General features: G+C 65.4%; 14 protein-coding genes. 6 read left to right on the plus strand and 8 right to left on the minus strand.

Annotation, left to right across the window (positions count from 1 at the left end):
- Positions 1 to 12: 12 nt before the first annotated feature.
- The 4 genes from phbB (N4264_RS12495) to gluQRS all read right to left on the minus strand — a co-directional run bounded on the left by phbB (N4264_RS12495) (position 13) and on the right by gluQRS (position 3162).
- Positions 13 to 759 carry an acetoacetyl-CoA reductase gene (gene phbB / locus N4264_RS12495; RefSeq protein ID WP_261697368.1) on the minus strand — a complete coding sequence of 249 codons (747 nt, stop codon included), beginning with the start codon at positions 757 to 759 and terminating at the stop codon, positions 13 to 15.
- Positions 760 to 850: 91 nt separating this feature from the next.
- Entirely contained in the window at positions 851 to 1336 is a 486-nt protein-coding gene (gene phaR, locus N4264_RS12500; RefSeq protein ID WP_261697369.1) for a polyhydroxyalkanoate synthesis repressor PhaR, read from the minus strand.
- A 108-nt stretch (positions 1337 to 1444) separates the two neighbouring features.
- Positions 1445 to 2185, minus strand: a complete 741-nt coding sequence (gene phbB, locus N4264_RS12505) for an acetoacetyl-CoA reductase (RefSeq protein WP_261697370.1) — start codon at positions 2183 to 2185, stop codon at positions 1445 to 1447.
- Between the two features lie 74 nt (positions 2186 to 2259).
- Positions 2260 to 3162 (minus strand): tRNA glutamyl-Q(34) synthetase GluQRS, encoded by a 903-nt coding sequence (gene gluQRS, locus N4264_RS12510; protein WP_261697371.1) that lies wholly within the window; start codon positions 3160 to 3162, stop codon positions 2260 to 2262.
- 123 nt (positions 3163 to 3285) lie between these two features.
- On the opposite strand from gluQRS, the gene htpX reads away from it, so the two are divergent.
- Positions 3286 to 4146, plus strand: a complete 861-nt coding sequence (gene htpX / locus N4264_RS12515; RefSeq protein WP_261697372.1) for a protease HtpX — start codon at positions 3286 to 3288, stop codon at positions 4144 to 4146.
- A gap of 62 nt (positions 4147 to 4208) precedes the next feature.
- Here htpX and N4264_RS12520 read toward each other — a convergent pair whose 3' ends face one another.
- Positions 4209 to 5306, minus strand: a complete 1098-nt coding sequence (locus N4264_RS12520) for an ADP-ribosylglycohydrolase family protein (protein WP_261697373.1) — start codon at positions 5304 to 5306, stop codon at positions 4209 to 4211.
- 146 nt (positions 5307 to 5452) lie between these two features.
- Here N4264_RS12520 and N4264_RS12525 point away from each other — a divergent pair, with 146 nt between their 5' ends.
- The 3 genes from N4264_RS12525 (at position 5453) to N4264_RS12535 (ending at position 8110) form a co-directional block, all read left to right on the plus strand.
- A complete protein-coding gene (locus tag N4264_RS12525; protein WP_261697618.1) occupies positions 5453 to 5785 on the plus strand; it encodes a metalloregulator ArsR/SmtB family transcription factor in 333 nt (110 codons plus the stop codon).
- Positions 5782 to 7260 (plus strand): DUF2867 domain-containing protein, encoded by a 1479-nt coding sequence (locus N4264_RS12530; protein ID WP_261697374.1) that lies wholly within the window; start codon positions 5782 to 5784, stop codon positions 7258 to 7260. Before N4264_RS12525 ends, N4264_RS12530 begins: the two co-directional genes overlap by 4 nt.
- Before the next feature lie 79 nt (positions 7261 to 7339).
- Positions 7340 to 8110 carry a dimethylarginine dimethylaminohydrolase family protein gene (locus N4264_RS12535; protein ID WP_261697375.1) on the plus strand — a complete coding sequence of 257 codons (771 nt, stop codon included), beginning with the start codon at positions 7340 to 7342 and terminating at the stop codon, positions 8108 to 8110.
- Positions 8111 to 8152: 42 nt separating this feature from the next.
- Here N4264_RS12535 and N4264_RS12540 read toward each other — a convergent pair whose 3' ends face one another.
- The 3 genes from N4264_RS12540 to N4264_RS12550 form a co-directional block, all read right to left on the minus strand.
- Positions 8153 to 9940, minus strand: a complete 1788-nt coding sequence (locus N4264_RS12540) for a choice-of-anchor Q domain-containing protein (protein ID WP_261697376.1) — start codon at positions 9938 to 9940, stop codon at positions 8153 to 8155.
- 110 nt (positions 9941 to 10050) lie between these two features.
- Positions 10051 to 10776: a copper homeostasis protein CutC gene (locus N4264_RS12545; RefSeq protein WP_261697377.1), complete on the minus strand. Its 726-nt coding sequence runs from the start codon at positions 10774 to 10776 to the stop codon at positions 10051 to 10053.
- Positions 10777 to 10785: 9 nt separating this feature from the next.
- Complete coding sequence (locus N4264_RS12550; protein ID WP_261697378.1) at positions 10786 to 11799, minus strand: glycosylasparaginase; 1014 nt, start codon at positions 11797 to 11799, stop codon at positions 10786 to 10788.
- 278 nt (positions 11800 to 12077) lie between these two features.
- Here N4264_RS12550 and N4264_RS12555 point away from each other — a divergent pair, with 278 nt between their 5' ends.
- A complete protein-coding gene (locus tag N4264_RS12555) occupies positions 12078 to 14993 on the plus strand; it encodes a TonB-dependent receptor plug domain-containing protein (RefSeq protein ID WP_261697379.1) in 2916 nt (971 codons plus the stop codon).
- Positions 14994 to 15056: 63 nt separating this feature from the next.
- Entirely contained in the window at positions 15057 to 17702 is a 2646-nt protein-coding gene (locus N4264_RS12560; protein ID WP_261697380.1) for a beta-mannosidase, read from the plus strand.
- Position 17703 lies beyond the last annotated feature (1 nt).

A 17703-nucleotide genomic window follows, 5' to 3' on the forward strand; every position in this document is an offset into this window, starting at 1 on the left:
GGGTGCCTCCGTCTAGAAATCCATGAAATAGCCGCCATTCACCGGGATGTTCGCGCCCGTGATGAAGCCCGATCCATCGTCCACCAGGAAATGGACGACACGGGCAATTTCCGCAGGTTCGCCCAGGCGGCCGACCGGGATGTCCGCGATGATCTGGTTGCGCACGTCCTCGGGAATCTGCATCACCATCGCCGTGCGGCAGTAGCCCGGCGACACGCTGTTGACGGTTACGCCCTTGCGCGCGACTTCCCGCGCCAGGGCCATGGTGAATCCGTGCATGCCGGCCTTGGCGGCCGCGTAGTTGGTCTGGCCGAACTGGCCGGTCTGGCCGTTGACCGACGAGATGTTCACGATGCGGCCGAAGCCCCGCTGGCACATGCCTTCAACGACATTCCGGCACATGTTGAACACGCCGTCGAGGTTGACCGTCAGCACGCTGTGCCACTGATCGGCGGTCATCTTGCGCAGGGTCGTGTCGCGCGTAATGCCCGCTGCATTGACCAGGATGTCGATGCGGCCGTGCTGCTGCTCGATCTGGGCGACGAGGCCGGCGCAGGAGGCAAAATCGGCAATGTCCAGCGGGACGAAGGCGATGCGGTCAGCCAGGTCGGTGGTTTCGGCCTGGAATGCGGCCAGCCGCTCGGGACGGGAGGCGAGGTCGGCGGCGATCACCTGGCAATCAGCGGCTGCCAGCTGCCGGCAGATTTCCGTGCCAAGACCACCAATACCGCCGGTCACCACTGCTACGCGTCGTGTCATGTGTTCCGCCCCCCGGGGAATTTGCAGGCGCAGCACATGACGCAGCGCAGCAACCGCGTCGCTCCACGGGCGACGCGTCACGAATCAGAAATCAGGATTTGTCTTTGTTGCCGTTGCCACCGGGCTTGAGCGTGCCGGCGGCGGCATTGAGAAAGCCCTGTTGCAGGGACTTCCACATATCCATGTTGCGCTCGGTCAGATCGTTGAGCATCGACCAGGGCGTCTGGCCCATCATGGTATTGAGCTGGCTGCGGAACTGCTGCTGCTGGTCGAGGAAGACCTGCAGGCTGCGTTCGAGATAGCCACCCATGAAGCCCTGCAGCGAATCCCCATAGAAGCGGATCACCTGCGAGAGGAGCTGGGTCGTGAACATGGGCTGGCCGCGCTCCTCGTGCTCCGCGATGATCTGGAGCAGAACGGAGCGGGTCAGTTCTTCACCGGTCTTGGCATCACGGACTTCGAACTCCTCGCCGTCAACGACCAGCTGGCGAACCTCCTCCAGCGTGATGTAGCTCGAGATTTCGGTGTCGTAGAGGCGACGGTTCGGATACTTCTTGATGACTCGGACTTGTGCCATGCCGCAAACCTAGCACGGTATGCCGCGACGCACCAGCCGCCTCCGGCAGGACCGTGAGCCCGCCGGCGAAGGTCCGGCGACAGGGTCGCCGGACACCGGTGCCGGTGATTACCAGCCCATGTAGTGGCCGCCGTTGATCGACATGTTGGCGCCCGTGATCCACGCCGCATCGTCCGGAATGAAGAAACCGACGGCATAGGCGATCTCCTCGGGCTTGCCGAGGCGGCCGACGGGGATCTGAGCCGCGATCTTCGCACGCACTTCTTCGGGCACGGCCATCACCATCTCGGTGGCTACGTAGCCCGGCGATATGGTGTTGACGGTGATACCAAACTTTGCGTTCTCCTGGGCCAGGGAGATGGTGAAGCCGTGCATGCCGGCCTTCGAGGCGGCGTAGTTGGCCTGGCCGTACTGGCCCTTCTGGCCGTTGATCGAGCTGATCTGGATGATACGGCCCCACTTGCGGTCACGCATGCCGTCGATGACCGGCCGCGTGACGTTGAAGCAGGAATTGAGGTTGGTATTGATGACTTCCTGCCACTGCATGGCAGTCATCTTGTGGAAGGTCGTGTCGCGGGTGATACCGGCGTTATTGACCAGGATGTCCACCGGACCCAGTTGGTCGACCACTTCCTTCACCATTGCTTCCGCGCCGGCCGGGTCGGACACATCGCCCGCCGCCAGGGCCACGTCCACACCGTCACGCTTGAGCGCTTCCTGCCACGCCGTCGCCTTGGCTTTGTCGCGATAGTTCGTCGCGACCTTGTGACCCATTGCTGCCAACTTGCGCACGATCGCCGTGCCGATTCCGCCCGTTCCGCCCGTAACCAAAGCCACGCGTGACGTCATATTCCGCTCCATGTTGTCGTTGGCATCCGCGCGGCGTTTTGCACACGCGGACTTCGGTCGATTCTACACAAGCATCATTGCAGGGCATCTTGCGCCTGCACATCGCGCAGGGGCCGGGGTATCGCCTTGATTTCAAATCGATCAATTGCATCGCGCAGCACGCTTTCGGGGCTGCGGCACAGTGTCGCTGCCGGCAGCGACACACCCAGGAACGCCAGGGCGGCGTGCAAGGCAGGCAGTGGATCGGAACCGTCGACGGGCCGCGAGCGATCCTGCTTGCTCAGTTTGCGGCCGTCCGGGCCCATCGCCAGCGGGAGGTGAAGGTAGGCCGGCTGCGGCAGCGCCAGAACCTCCTGCAGCCAGATCTGGCGTGGGGTCGAGTCGAGCAGGTCTGCACCCCGTACCACCTCGGTGATGCCCTGCGCCGCGTCGTCCACCACCACGGCCAGCTGGTAGGCGAAATAGCCCTCGACCCGACGGATCACAAAATCGCCTACCTCCTGCGCCAGGTTCTGCCCGAACGGTCCGTACAGGACATCGTCAAACTGAACCCGGTGCTGCGGCACGCGGGCGCGCCACGCGGGGCGTCGTTCCGGGTCCGGGGCAGCCCTGCACGGGCCCTGGTGGAGACCGCCGCTGGCGGCCAGGTCGGTGCGGCTGCACCAGCAGGGGAAGGCCACCCCCTGCGCCGTGAGCTGCTCCAGGGCCTGCGCATAGGCGACCTCGCGGTCGTGCTGCCACAGGACAGGCTCGTCCGAGGTCATTCCGAACGCTGCCAGGGTCGCCAGGATGTGATCCGCGGCCCCGGCGATCTCGCGAGGCGGATCGATGTCCTCTACCCGGATCAGCCAGGTGCCGCCGCAGGCGCGTGCGCGCAACCAGCTGCCGACCGCGGCAACCAGTGATCCAAAGTGAAGCTGGCCCGTCGGGGAGGGGGCGAAGCGCCCGCGATAGGGCGCGACCGGAGGAGATTTCATGCGGCCGTCATGCTACGGAAGCGCAGCATTGGGTCAAGGCGACCCTGCCGGCGGGCCTTGATGAGGCGCCGGGGAAACCACATTACGGGGTCATCAAGTCCATCGCGGAGCTGAGGGCTTTCCATGCGAATTATCTTGTTCCTGGCGACCAATATCGCTGTACTGGCGCTGCTGACCATTGTCATCAAGCTGTTCGGGCTGGATGCCGGCAGCACGCGCAACCTGCAGTCACTGCTGTTCATGGCCGCGATCCTCGGCATGGGCGGTTCGTTCATCTCGCTGGCGCTGTCCAAATGGATGGCCAAGAACGCTACCGGCGCGCATGTCATCACGCAGCCGCAGAACGAGGTCGAGGCGTGGCTCGTCGACACCGTGCGCCGTCACGCCCAGGGCGCCGGCATCGGCATGCCGGAAGTGGCCATCTACGAGGGCCCCGAAATGAATGCCTTTGCGACCGGCATGTCGAAGGACAACGCCCTGGTCGCCGTATCAACGGGCCTGCTGCGCAACATGGACCGGCAGGAGGTCGATGCCGTCCTGGGCCACGAAGTCAGCCACGTGGCAAATGGCGACATGGTGACGCTGGCGCTGCTGCAAGGCGTACTCAATACGTTTGTCGTCTTCCTGGCACGAATCGTCGGTTCGATCGTCGACGGCTTCCTGCGGGGCGGTCGCGAAGAGGGCGGTACTGGCATCGGCTATTTCCTGACGGTGATCGTCGCGCAGATCGTCCTGGGTCTGTTCGCCACGATGATCGTCATGTGGTTCTCGCGTTTCCGTGAGTTCCGCGCCGACGCCGGCGGTGCGCGCCTGGCCGGCAAGGGCGCCATGATCGCCGCGCTGCAGCGCCTGGCGGACGGCCGGGGCGACAACACCTTGCCGAAGGAGATCTCGGCGTTCGGTGTATCGGGCAACTGGGGGCGCCTGTTCTCCAGTCACCCGCCGATCGAAGAGCGCATCGAAGCGCTGCGTCGGGCGGCGTAACGCCCGGCGCGGGCGCAACGGCCCCGGCCGCAATGGTCGGGGCCGTTTGTCGGAGCAGCACGTCAGAACCCGGGATATTTGCCCCAGATCGCCTCGTTCAAGGCGGCATCACGGCTGTACTCGCCGATATCCCAATCCCGGAACCGGGCCAGATCCAGGGCGATCTCCCGGATCACCTCGCGCAGTTCCAGGCGTTCCAGCCAGGGTGCGGGTATACCGGCCACACCGTGGATCAATCCGAGCAGGTTGCCGGCAATGGCGCCGGTGGAATCCGAGTCGCCGTCGTGATTGACGGCGATGACGACGCCCTCGCGAAAATTGCCGGCCTTCAGAGCGCAATAGAGTGCGATGGCGAGTGCTTCCTCCGCGATCCAGCCCTGGCCTAGCTGTCCGATCGCGGACTCCGGCGGGAGGCTGGCATCTGCCAGTGTCAGCGCCAACTGGATCGCGGCGCTGGTTTCTTCATGGCCGGTGTGGGTCGACAACACCGGCAGGGTCGCCGTGACAGCGGCGCGCAGTGGCGCGCCGTCGAGTAGCAGGAGCACCAGCATTGCCAGCACGCCGGCGGAATAACGGCCGGTCGGGTGGCCATGTGTCAGCCCGGCGAGTTCGGCGCCCAAGGCGAATGCCTTTTCCGGGCTCACCTGCCAGCCCAGCTGGTGCGCGAACAACCCCACCGGTGCCACGCGCATGACGCCGCCGCAGCCCTTGCTGCTGTTGAACGCCGCCTCGCCGAGCTGGCGCATTGACCGTAAGGCGCACAGGCACGTGTTCCCCGGCGCGCGTCGCGCGTGCAGGGCCGGATGCTGCACCAGCCAGCCGGATTCGAGGTGGTGGGCCAGAGGAGCCTGCTCGCCCTGGGTGTGCAGCCAACGCAGATAAGCGTTGGCGGTCACGCCGGCATGCGTGGTGATCCCCTTGAAGCAACCGCGGACCCACGCCCGCAGCAGCCCTTCGGCGGTGAACAGTGTCATCTGGGTGTCGTCGGTGATCAGCGCCATGCCGTCGGCGGCTGGTTCCAGCTCCGTGATACCGGCAATGCCATACCGTTCACGGATCTGGGCGCGGTTCAGAAACTCGACCGGCGCACCGAGCGCGTCGCCCACGGCGCCGCCGAGCAGGCAGCCGACGTAGCTGTCGGTATTAGGCGTTGCGCTCATCGGGGAAGGGCCCCGGATGCCTGCGGCGAGTGGTTGCTGTGCACGCCGGCGAGCCTGCGTCGACCTGCCGTCTTTCCGCTTACCGGTGCCGGGTTGACAATGTCCGCGCAGTCACGAATCATTTAACTAATTCCCTAACTGATGAACTGCCCGTGGACAAGGTATTTGAAGCCCTCGCTTCGACAGCCCGGCGCAAGATTCTGGCTTACCTGAATCAGGGTGAGCTCAGCGCCGGGGAAATCGCCGAACGCTTCGACTTCAGCAAGCCGGCGCTTTCCGGCCATCTTCGCATTCTTGAAGAGGCCGGGCTCATCACCCGCGAGAAACGCGGACAGTTCGTGTTCTTCAAGCTGGTTCCGGAGCGGCTGGCAAACACCATATTCGCCTGGGCGGCGGAAGTCTGCCCGGTGGCCGGCCCGCTCAAGCGCGAGAGCCGCGCCCGGGCCCGCTCGAAGAAACTGCGCGAGGAAGGGCAATGAACACCACACGGGAAGCGCCGGCAACGGTGTTGAGCAGGGTCGTGCAGACCTTTCCATCGACCTGCCTTCCATCCGAATCCGGCGGACTGCCAGTCGAAGTGTCGCTGATCGCCCAGCTCGGGCCCGGCGCCGGCGACCACCTCTATCACAGCGTTACGGCGCGCCAGAAAGCGCACGACAGTTTTGTCGATGCGCTGGATGAGCCGTCCGCGCGTCTGGGCGGAATGGATCTGTCGCGCGGCGATCCCACGTCGCTGTACACCTTTGCAGTCGGTGCCAAGGGGCATCCCTTCCATCGCCACGCCGGGCACCGCGTGTTCACGGCCATTTCCGGCAGTGGCGGCGCCCAGCTGCGCTTTTCCAGCGCCACGCGCGAGCAGGTGACGAACGATCCGGCAAGCTTCGTGCGCGCACTGCGCTATGTCGACATCCCGCCGGATTGCCTCTTCACCGTGCGCTTCAGCGGCGAAACCTGGCATCAGTTTGCACCCTTGCGTCCGCATTCGCCGCATCCGGCATTTTTTGCCTTGTCGTGCCATACCAATGAGTTGGGTGGCGACCTGCCCGAACCTGTCCGCGCCCAGGTACTGGCCAACGCGGCCACCATTCCCGACCTGACCGAGTTGTTGCCGCAAAGCGTCGCCACCTTGCTGCAAAGCCCGGCGTTTGATCCGGCGTCCGTGCCCCGCATCGCGTTGTCGTTGACGGCGCCGGCCGAGTCGTTTCAAAGCGCGATCTGCAAGTCCGTCCGTCGCATCGCCGGTACGGTGCGTGCGGCCTGGAGCCGCCGCTGCGGCTCCGTCGGGTTTCTGTCGCGCAGTTTTGCGTGGCCGGTGGTCGCGCAGCCGGATTTGCCGGCGGGCACGTTGCTGGCCATTCCGTTCCGTGACCGGTGCGACCACCAGGATCTTTTCCATCTCGACGTGCCGGCGGGTACGGCCATGGAGATGCCGGCTGCTGCGTGGCTGGAAGCCGTGCTCGACGGCTTCCTGTCCAATCCGCCGCCCGGCGTGTCGCGGTTGATGGCGCTGCGCAACCGGCTCGTGCGTCCGCTGGGATTGCGGACTTCACCGTTGGGGTGCCCGGTGTCCTCCCTGTTGGGCAGCCAGCGTGACCACCTGTTCGCCGGTCGTTTCCCGGTGCTCGATCAACGGCTCGCGGATGACGGACGCACGGCCGAAGTGTTGCTCGGTGCCGACGACAAGCACCTGCGATTCCGCTCCTGCGTCAGCGTATCCGTCCGCGATGACGGCTCGGTGCGGTTTGCCCTGGGCACGCGCGTCCAATGCCGCAACCTGTTCGGACGTTTCTACATGGGCGCGATCGATCGCATCCATCGCAGCTACATTGCACCAACCATGCTGCGCATGGCGGTCGACTACGTCCTCTCGCACCACGCCGCAAACGCGGCTACGGCTTCACCACGCCCCCGCGTCGCGGTCTTTCCATTGGCGATCGCCGCGACCGACCGCTAACGCCCGCAGGCCGCGCCGTGATTGTCATTGCCGGCTGAAAAGGGCTAGTGTTCCCGCTTTCCCCAACGGCAGCCTACCCGTGTTCAGCCAAGCACTCGTCCGCCCGCCCAGTCTCAATTTTGCCGACGGATTGACGCGCGAAGATCTCGGAGCGCCGGATTTCCCCAAGGCCCTGGCGCAGCACGAGCGCTACTGCGAAGCGTTGCAGCGGTGTGGATTGACCTTGACACGCCTGCCGCCGGATGCGCGTTTTCCCGACGGTACCTTTGTGGAAGATACGGCCGTACTGATGCCGAATTGCTCCGTGCTCACCTTGCCGGGCGCGGAAAGCCGGGCGGGAGAAGTGGACGCCATTCGCGACGCCCTGTTGCGACAGGGGCACCGGCTGGTGCAGATCCAGGCGCCGGGCAGTGTCGATGGTGGCGATATCTGCGAAACCGGCGACCACGTCCTCATCGGCATCTCCGCACGAACCAATGAGGAAGGTGCCCGCCAGCTGGCCGCGTTTCTCGCCGATGCCGGCTACACCAGCGAGTGCGTGGATATCCGTGCGATCGATTCGATCCTGCACCTCAAGAGCGGCCTGAGCTGGTTGGGTGACAACCGCGTGCTGCTGATCGAGGCGCTGGCCGGTCACCCGGCGTTTGCCCGCTACGAGCGCATCGTGATTGACGCCGACGAGGCGTACGCCGCCAATGCCATCCGCGTCAATGACCATGTGCTTCTCGCAGCAGGCTATCCGCGAACGGCAGAGCGCCTGCGCCAGGCCGGGTATTCCCTGGTCGAGCTGGATATGAGCGAGTACCGCAAGATGGACGGCGGCTTGAGCTGCCTGTCGCTGCGATACTGATCCGGTTCCCTTGCGGACGAGGGGCGCAAGGGAACCACTACGTCATTCGAAGCCGTCTGCGAACAACGACACGCCGATCGTCGGGTCGTTATCGTTGTCGTCGCGGTCTGCGCAGACGTGATCGTCATCGACGTCGCCACTGGCGTCGTTGCCAAGGCATGCGTCCCGCGTGTTCGTGATGCCGTCGGCGTCGCTGTCGATCGCCTCGAACGCGCCGATATCACACGTGGTGTTGGCGCTGCCGACGAAGGCGATGTCCTGCGGCCGGGTGTAACCGCGCTGATCCAGCAGGCCCGGGCCTTCGATGCACAGCGAGGCATCGAGGGCCGGGCTCGCGGTGCGCAGGAAACTCCCGCCGGAAAATTCGCCGCTTTGCGCAATGGCGTGCGTCGGTGCGCAGCTGCCATCCGGTAGCTGCTGGCCTGTCACGCAACCATTGTCGGCCAGCGCTTCCAGTCGGGGGTCGAGCCCGGAAATATCGTTCGATTCGAGCGTGCAACCGCTGTTCTCGACCAGGTTGTACCCTGCGGACCAGTCCAGTCCCGGTGTGCTCGGACGGCAGTCACCGTCGGCGTTGTCCGCGAAGATCGACTGGAAAATCGTGGCATCATGGGTGATCCACAAACCGCCGGCTTTGCTTCCGGCGCTGCCTTCCACGGTGTTCCCCGCCACGGTGACGCGGGCCAGGACGACGCCCGCTGTTTCCAGGACCACGCCGCCGCCGATGCCCCGGGTGATCTCATGACCGCCCGCGGCGCGATTGCCGCTGATGGTGACGTTCTCCAGGCGCGACTGCGTTGCACTCGTTACGCTGATTCCCCCGCCCATGCCGTCTCCGTCGCCGAACTGGCCGAGGCCGGCGCCGCCGATGGCGTCGTTCTCGACCAGTGCCGACCCGATGACGCCGAGCGTTCCGCCGGTCTGGCACAGCGCACCACCGCGTCCGATGCCGGGCGTGGATTGCGTGGTCGCGCCGCCATTGACCGTGTTCTGCGTGAGCAGGGACGAACGCAACGATAGCGTTCCCCCGCGCAGGGCGATCGCGCCGCCGCAGCCGTGCGCCGCGGATTCGGCGCTGCCGGGCAGCACGACATTGCCGCGCACGATGCTGGTGCCCATGCTCACGCGCGAGGCCGCATCGCGCAGGGAAAGCGCACCACCGTAGGCGGCGCCCGAGTGGGCGTCGTCGGCGAGATTGTCGGCGCTGGTGGCGAGATTGTTCTCCAGCCGCGAAGCATCGATGCGTACGTCGCCGCCGTTGACGACGGCGATGGCACCACCTCCGGCTTCACCGCCCGCCCCACTGCGCGCGCGATGCCCGTCGACGGTCACGTTGTCGAGGGTGAGGTCGCCGCCGTCCACCAGGATCGCGCCGCCGTGCGCATCGCCGGAAAAGGGCGCGACGCAGCCGTTTTTCAGGGTGAGGTTGCGCAAGGTCAGGTTGCCGGTGGCCGTCACCGTAAAAAGCCGGAATGCGTCGGGATCGGCCGCGGCGCATTGCCATTGGGAATTGCGTTGGATCAGCCGTACGGTGCCACCGGGACTGCCCACCAGCGTGATCGTGCTACTGATATCGGGCAGGCCGGCCGCGCCGCCCAGAACGATGCCGCCGCGCGCAGCAGTCAGTACGACGTTCGCGCCCAGCTCCAGCGTATCCGCCCCGTTGCCGGCGACACAGCCGCCGACGGCCGTATTGCCGTTGGCCGCGCCGATCGCGTCGGGCAGGGTGCACAGCGTTCCGTCCACCGGAATGGTGGCGGCGATCGCAGGCAGGGTCAGGCACGCGGAAACCAGGGCAAGTGCGCGGGTACGGTGGATCGAAACGGGCATGGCGGACGGGTCCTCGGGAACGACGCAATCGCCTTCGAAAGCGCGAAAACCGCGTAAGGTAGATCACAACCGTGCAGAGTTCATGGAGAAGCGGCGCCCGCTGCACTTGTTCACACGGATCGCAGGGCTGCCACCAGCTCGCGCACCGCCAGTACGCTGGTACGGACGTGATCCGGATCCAGTCCCGCCAGCGCTTCGTTGCGCCAGCGCATGTCGGAGCGATGCACGGTTTTCGCCGATGCATGGAAATGCCGCGCCCCCGTGGCGCGGGCTAGCGGCACCAGATTTTCGGGCGTAATGCCGCCACCGGCCATGATGTCGATGCGGTCGCCGGCGCGGGCGACGAGCCGGGCGATAGCGTCCGCACCGGTCGCGGCACTGCGGCAGGCACCTGATGTCAGTACGCGGTGGCAACCCAGCGCCGCGACCTGTTCCAGCGCATCTTCGGGATTCCGCGCGGCATCGATCGCCCGATGGAAGGTGATCTCGAGCGGCCCGGCCGCTTCAATGAGTGGACGACACACCGTACGGTCGATATTTCCGTCCGGATCCAGCGCGCCGATCACGACCCCTTCGCATCCCAGCCGGACGCAGGCCTGGATATCGCGGATCATGGCCTCGCAGTCCGCTTCGTCGTAGAGAAAGTCGCCCGGTCGCGGGCGGATCAGCACGTGGATGGGAATGCGCAGGCGATCCCGCACGGTGGCAATCACGCCAAAGGAAGGCGTCAGCCCGCCTTCATCCAGGCTGCAGCACAGCTCGATCCGGTCGGCGCCGCCTTCCTGTGCGGCGAGGGCGGATGAAATGGAATTGGCGGCAATTTCCAGAAGTGGCATCAGCAACCCTCAGCGGTGGAAGGACGGCGCCGACACGAGCCGATCCTGCTTTTCCTCGTCGCAAACAGCGTAGGTAAAGCCGGGCTGGATCGCGTACGCGCCCACTTCGCCGTCGCGCCCCAGTGCGAGAAACCCGACCTGCAGCGTCTTTGCGCCGTCCGGATGCCGACGCACGATGCGGCGCACGGCTTCCTCGCAGGCGCGCTGCGGGCTGCGGCCCTGGCGCATGAGTTCAACTACCAGAAAACTCCCGGCCGTGCGAATGACTTCCTCGCCTACGCCGGTGGAGGTGGCTGCGCCCACCGCGTTGTCGACATACAGGCCGGCGCCGATGACCGGGCTGTCGCCGACGCGTCCGTGCCGTTTCCACGCCATGCCACTGGTCGTACATGCGCCAGCCAGGCGTCCCTGGGCGTCGACAACCAGCAGACCGATCGTGTCGTGGTTGTCCTTGCCGCCGGGCAGGCTTTGCCGGTAATCCACATTTTCGCGATTGATCACCGGTTCGTAGCGCGAGGTCTTGCGCCATTCGCGCCACGCCGCTTCCGCCTCGGCGGTCAGCAGGTTTTCCGGCGCGAAGCCCTGTTCAATCGCAAATTGCCGGGCGCCGGCGCCCACGAGCAGCACGTGCGGCGTCTTCTCCATGACGCGGCGAGCGACCGAAATGGGGTGGGCGATATCTTCCATGCCGGCCACCGCGCCGCAACGGCCGTCGCCGTCCATGATGCTGGCGTCGAGGGTCACGATACCGTCGCGGTCGGGATAGCCGCCCTTGCCGACACTGTGATTGGCGAGGTCCGCTTCGGGAATGCGTGCGCCCGTCTCGGCGGCGTCGAGCACCGTGCCGCCTGCGTTCAGGCGTTCCCAGGCGGCGTGATTGGCCGCAATACCGAAATCCCAGGTCGACAGTACGCGGGGCCTTCGCGGCCTGGTGGGGCGTACCCCGGCGTCTGCCGGTCGGGGTGACAAGGCGGCGCTGCCAGCCAGGATCAGCGCCCGGAGAACTTCCCGTCGTTCCGTCATGCGTGTTCGCCTGTGGTGGGCGAGGGCATGCGTACGGTGCCGCATGCCCGTCGGTAGTGTCAGCAAGAACGCACCTGCTACGCCTTTTTTCGGTAGCACGCGTGCGCCGATGTTGCGCTGCAAGGTGCGTTCGCAGGCCGGGTGATCTTATCGTATAGATCGATCTAATAGATCGATCCAGTTGCACTGGGGCAGCACCCCTCGCTTTCGGGGACGGGGTCGTGCGGGCTGCTGGCGCAACCGATGGGGAACCAACCGCCACCTGGGGGATACCAGCAATGAGCAATGCCGCCTTCCGCCGCAGCGCCCTGGCAAGCGCGCTTTCCATCGCCCTGCTTGCGCCGCTGGGCGCGTTGGCCCAATCGGCTGATGCGCCGCCGGATGCGCCCGCCGTGGCCCGGAAAGAGGATGAAAAGAATTCGACGGAGAAGCTCGATACCGTCGTCGTCACCGGCTCGCGCATCAAGCGTTCGGAGATCGAAGGGCCGGCGCCCGTGTTCGTGCTGTCGGGCGAGCAGCTCAAGCGCGAGGGCTTCAACACGGTCTACGACGCGCTGTCGACATTGACCGAGGCCATGGGCACGGTGGAGTCGGACATCGCCTGGGGCCAGCACACCGTCAACGCCAGTCCCCTCAACCTGCGCAACATGGGCCCGGGCCGCAGCCTCCTCCTGATCAACGGCCGTCGCGTCGCCGACTATCCGCTGCCTTACCAGGGCAAGAGCAATTTCGCGAACTACAACAATATTCCGACGGCTATCGTCGACCGCATCGAGGTGCTGGCCAGTGGCGCCTCGGCGATCTACGGCTCGGATGCCGTTGCCGGTGTGATCAACGTCATTCTCAAGCGCAACGTCAGCGACAACGAGGTGAAAGTGCGCCTGGGCACGTCCACGCGTGGCGGCCGCGACATGCAGGATATTTCCTTCGCCGGCGGTGCTTCGGCCGACAACTGGAGCGTCGTCTACGCGCTCCAGTACTTCAATCGCGACGCCATGAGCGCCGGCGAGCGCGATTTCATGGATTCGGATTTCGACTCCCCGCTGCCTTCGCGGTCGCCGCAGGACATCGGCGCAGGCATCCTGCCAACCGTGGGTATCCGTCTGCTTCGCAACGGAGTGCGCATCACGCCGGCCCCGGGTGTGTGCGAGCAGTACGGTGATTCGTTCTTCCTGCAGAACCGGCGCATCTTCAATCGCAACACGGGCACGATCGCCGACACGGGCTGGCAATGCGGCCAGGTGGCGACGTATCGCCACTGGACCTTGCGCAACGGCAGCGAAGACCGTTCCGGCTACTTCTACGGCAACTACGAATTCGAAAATGGCGTGCAGGCCTGGGCGACCGTCGGGGTATGGGATTCCACCGGCGAAAGCATGACCTTCATGCCGGCATGGGGAAACACCTGGCGGGACCAGAACGGCGATACCTTGTCTGCGGTGAAGTACTTCACCCCGGCCGAGATCGGCGGCGTCGATGCGGGCGCCCGCACGCACTCGGACGAACTGGCCTGGGATGTCTCCGCGGGTCTGCGCGGTGCGCTGTTCGATGACCGTTTCGACTGGGAGTTTTCCATTGGTCGTGCGGAGTATCGCGTCGACGAGAATTTCCCGTCGCTGCTCAACGCCGAATCGGATGCCTATTTCTTCGGTCCCCAGGTGGGCACGGCGCCCGACGGCACGCCGCTGTACCAGACTGATCCCAATCGCATCTGGAACCCGATCTCGCCCTCGCAGTACAAATCCATTTCCACCATCGGGCGCAACCGTGCCGAGTCGTGGACGGAATCGGCCAGCTTCACCCTCAATGGCGACCTGTTCGAAGGTTGGGCCGGCCCGATCGGTTTTGCCGGCACCGTCGAAGCGGCCAAGCAGGGCTATCGCCTGAGCCCGGATCCGCAGACGCTGGGTGACAATCCGCGCTACTTCCAGACGGCCAACATTGACCAGGGCTCGGGCGAACGCAACCGCCGTGCACTGGGCCTGGAATTCAAGGTGCCGTTGACCGAGTCACTGGTGGCGACGGCCGCCGGTCGCTACGACAAATACGACGCCGTCGCCGACGACGCCGCCACGACCTACAACCTGGGCCTGGAATGGCGCCCGATCACCAGCCTGCTGCTGCGCGGCACCTATGCCACCAGCTTCCGTGCGCCGGACATGCACTTCGTCTATGCCGACAGCAGCGAGGCCGTTGCTGACCAGACAGACTATCTGGCCTGCATCCTCGCCGGCCAGATGGGCAACTGCACCTGGGAGAATGGTTTCAAGGCCGAGGACGTCCGCGTGGCCCGTCGCGGGTCGCCTGGCCTCAAGTACGAAAATGGAAATTCGTGGACTTATGGATTTGTGTGGGACATCACCGATGGCCTGTCCTTGTCCGCTGATTACTGGAGCATCCACCTCAAGGACGAGATCGATGATATCGGCGTGGCCGAAGTACTGGCCGATGAGGCTTTCTGCCTCACGGGCCGCACGCCGACCGGCGAGCCGCGCCTGAACCCGCCCGGCGCGGATCTGTGCCGCCTGCAGCTCTCGCGCATTACCCGCGGACCGGATCCGGACGGCAGCGGTCCGCTGCTGGGGCCCATCATTCGGGTGGAATCGGGGCCGATCAACCGCGCCGAGCGCAATGTCTCCGGCGTCGATGCATCGCTGAAATACCGTTTCGACACGACGTCCTACGGCGATTTCAGCATCGGGCTGAACTACACCAACCTGATGTCGTTGCGCACGCGCCAGTTCCCCAACGATCCGCTGCCCGAAACGCGCACCTTCGAGCCGCGCAGCAAGCTGCGTGGCAGCATCAACTGGCAGCGCGAGAACTGGAACGCCACCTTCTACGCTGACCGCATCGGCAGCGTACCGAGCGTACGGTATGGCGGCTGCCTGCCGTTCGCCGACGGTTACGTGCCCAGCGCCGACCAGGATTGCCGTGACAACGACAGTGCCAGTCCCACTTTTGGCCAGCAGACTTCACGCTACTACGGCCGCGTGGGGCCGGCGATCATTCTCAGCACGCATGTTGGCTATCGCATCGGCGACAACCAGAAGGTCAGCCTGTACGTGAGCAATCTGCTTGACGAAGTGAACGAGGAGAAGGATCCCTACAAGCGCGACTTCGCCTTCACTGCCGATCGCATCTTCAGCCCGGTTGGTCGCGAGATCTCCCTTGAGTACTCGCTGAAGTTCTAGCCGTGCGGTGGGCGGGCGCGCAGGAGCGCCCGCCGCCGTTGGTCCTCTGCCACGGAGTACCCCGTGCTCAGTCCATCCCGGTGGTTCTGCGTCGTTCTGCTCTCGCTGCTGCCGGTCGCCGGCAGCCTGGCGGCACCGCCGCTTGAGCGCACTTTGCACGACGGGTGGTGGATGCGCCTTCATGCCGCAGCACCGGACACGCAGGTGCTACCCGAATGGAAACAGTGGCAGCCGGCGCGTGTTCCCGGCGAAGTACATACGGACCTGCTGGCGGCCGGATTGATCACAGATCCCTTCCTCGGTGCTGCGGAAGCCGGGTTGCAGTGGATCGGCCTTGCGGACTGGGAATACCAACGTACGTTTGATCTGGATGCGCGGGTGCTCGGCCGGCGTCACCTGGACCTCATCTTCGAAGGACTCGACACATTTGCCACTGTCGAGCTCAATGGCCAGGTCGTGCTGCAGGCCGACAACATGCACCGGCGCTGGCGCGTGCCGGCGAAAGAGTTGCTACGGAAACGCAATACCTTGCGCATCGTGTTTGCCTCGCCGATCCGACGGGTGCTGCCGTCCATCCTCGCCACGCCACGCACCCAGTGGCTGCCCGGCAACTACAACTGGTCCCTCGGCGACGAACCCGACGGCGCGCAGACCACCAACTATGTGCGCAAGGCGCAGTACCACTACGGCTGGGATTGGGGCCCGCGTTATGTGACGGCCGGCATCTGGCGGCCAGTCCGCTTGCAGGCCTGGGATGACGTGCGCATCGATGACCTGCACGTGCGGCAGGAACACGTCGATGCGGACGAAGCGCGGCTGACTGTGGAACTGACCGTCGAGGCGGACCGGCGACGTCGCGTACCGCTCCGGTTGCAGTACCGCACCCCGGACGGCGACCTCGTTGCCGTTCACTCGGAACGCGTGCGAGTCGATGCGGGAACGCACACACTGCGTTTTCCCGTGCGTATCGCCAGGCCGCAGCGCTGGTTTCCCGTCGGCTACGGCGAGCCGTCGCTGTACACCTTCGAGGCCTTGGTCGCTGGTGATACTGCGCAACGGCGCACCGGTCTGCGCCAGGTCGCGTTGCGCCGCGAGCGCGACGCGTGGGGCAGGGAGATGGCTTTCGTCGTCAATGGCATTCCGATCTTCGCCAAGGGCGCCAACGTCATCCCCTTCGACAGCTTCGCCAGCCGCGTCGATCGCGCACGCTACACACAGCGCCTGAACGCGGCGCGCGAAGACAACATGAACCTGCTGCGCGTCTGGGGCGGTGGATACTATGAATCAGACGATTTCTACGAGCTGGCCGATGAACTGGGGCTGCTCGTGTGGCAGGACTTCATGTTCGGCGGTGGCGTGCCGCCGGCGGACGATCCGCTGTTCCGGGCCAACGTGCTGGCCGAAGCCCACGACCAGTTGAGGCGCCTTCGCCATCATCCCAGCATCGTGCTGTGGTGTGGCAACAACGAGATCGAGGTCGGCTGGCAGCGCTGGGGCGACCGCAAGACCTTTCGCGCGCAGGCGCCGGAGCGGGCGCAGCGCGTGTGGGAGGGGTATCGCCTGCTGTTTGGGGAGATGCTGCGAAATGCCGTGGCCCAGTACGACAGCGACGTGCCGTACTGGTCCAGTTCGCCCGGCGCTGATCTGGAGGGCGATCCGGATGTGCCGCATGACGGCGACCGCCACGCCTGGAATGTCTGGGGCAGTTCGGCGCCGATCGAATCCTGGTTGGACGAAACCCCTCGCTTCCTCTCGGAGTACGGCTTGCAGTCACTGCCGTCGATGAACACGCTGCGACGCTTTGCCGGACCGCAGGATCTGCGCGCGGATTCGCCCGTCATGATCGCTCACCAGAAGTACGCCGCCGGCGCAGGCAATGAGCGCATCCTGCATTACGTCCGCACGAATTACGGCGAGCCGCGGAACTTCGAAGCCTTCGTTTACCTGAGCCAGGTCATGCAGGCCGAAGGGATTGCGTTGGCCGCGTTGCACCAGCGCAGCCAGCGTCCGCGCTCGATGGGCAGCCTGTACTGGCAATTCAATGATGTCTGGCCGGGCGCCTCGTGGTCGGCCATCGACTACTACGGCCAGCGCAAGGCGCTCGCGTATCACACGCGGCGGTTCTACGCGCCACTGACGATTGCGCCGTTGCGCCGGAACGAAGCGACGAACGTGTGGGTAGTGTCCGATCATACGGCAGCCATGGATGCGCACTGGCGACTGCGGGTGATGGACTTCGACGGCACCGTGCACCACGCGGAACGCCACGCCGTCTCAGCGCAGCCGCTTGCCAGCACGCGCGTTGCGACGATGGACGATCGCGCATTGCTTCGCGGCGCTGATCCAGGTCGAACAGTGGCGGTGTTCGAGCTGCTGGTGGGTGAATCTGTCGTGGCGCGGCAGGAACTCTATTTCCGCGCAGCAGCGACGCTCGAACTGCCGGTGCCCGGATTGTCGGCGACAGTCACGAGCGACGCGGAAGGGCTATCCGTTGCGCTCCGCACGGAAAAGCTGGCACGCGCCGTGTGGCTCGAAACGGAGGGCGCCGAGGCGTCCTTTGAGGACAATGCACTGACGCTCTTGCCGGGCGAATCACGCGCGATCCGCGTGAGGACCGCCGTGGATGCCGCCGCACTTCGCCGGGCATTGCGTGTACGTGATCTGCACGATGCGACCCTTTCACCCACGCCGACCCACCGGAAGGACTAGT

The sequence above is a fragment of the Tahibacter amnicola genome (assembly GCF_025398735.1).
Classification (GTDB): Bacteria; Pseudomonadota; Gammaproteobacteria; order Xanthomonadales; family Rhodanobacteraceae; genus Tahibacter; species Tahibacter amnicola.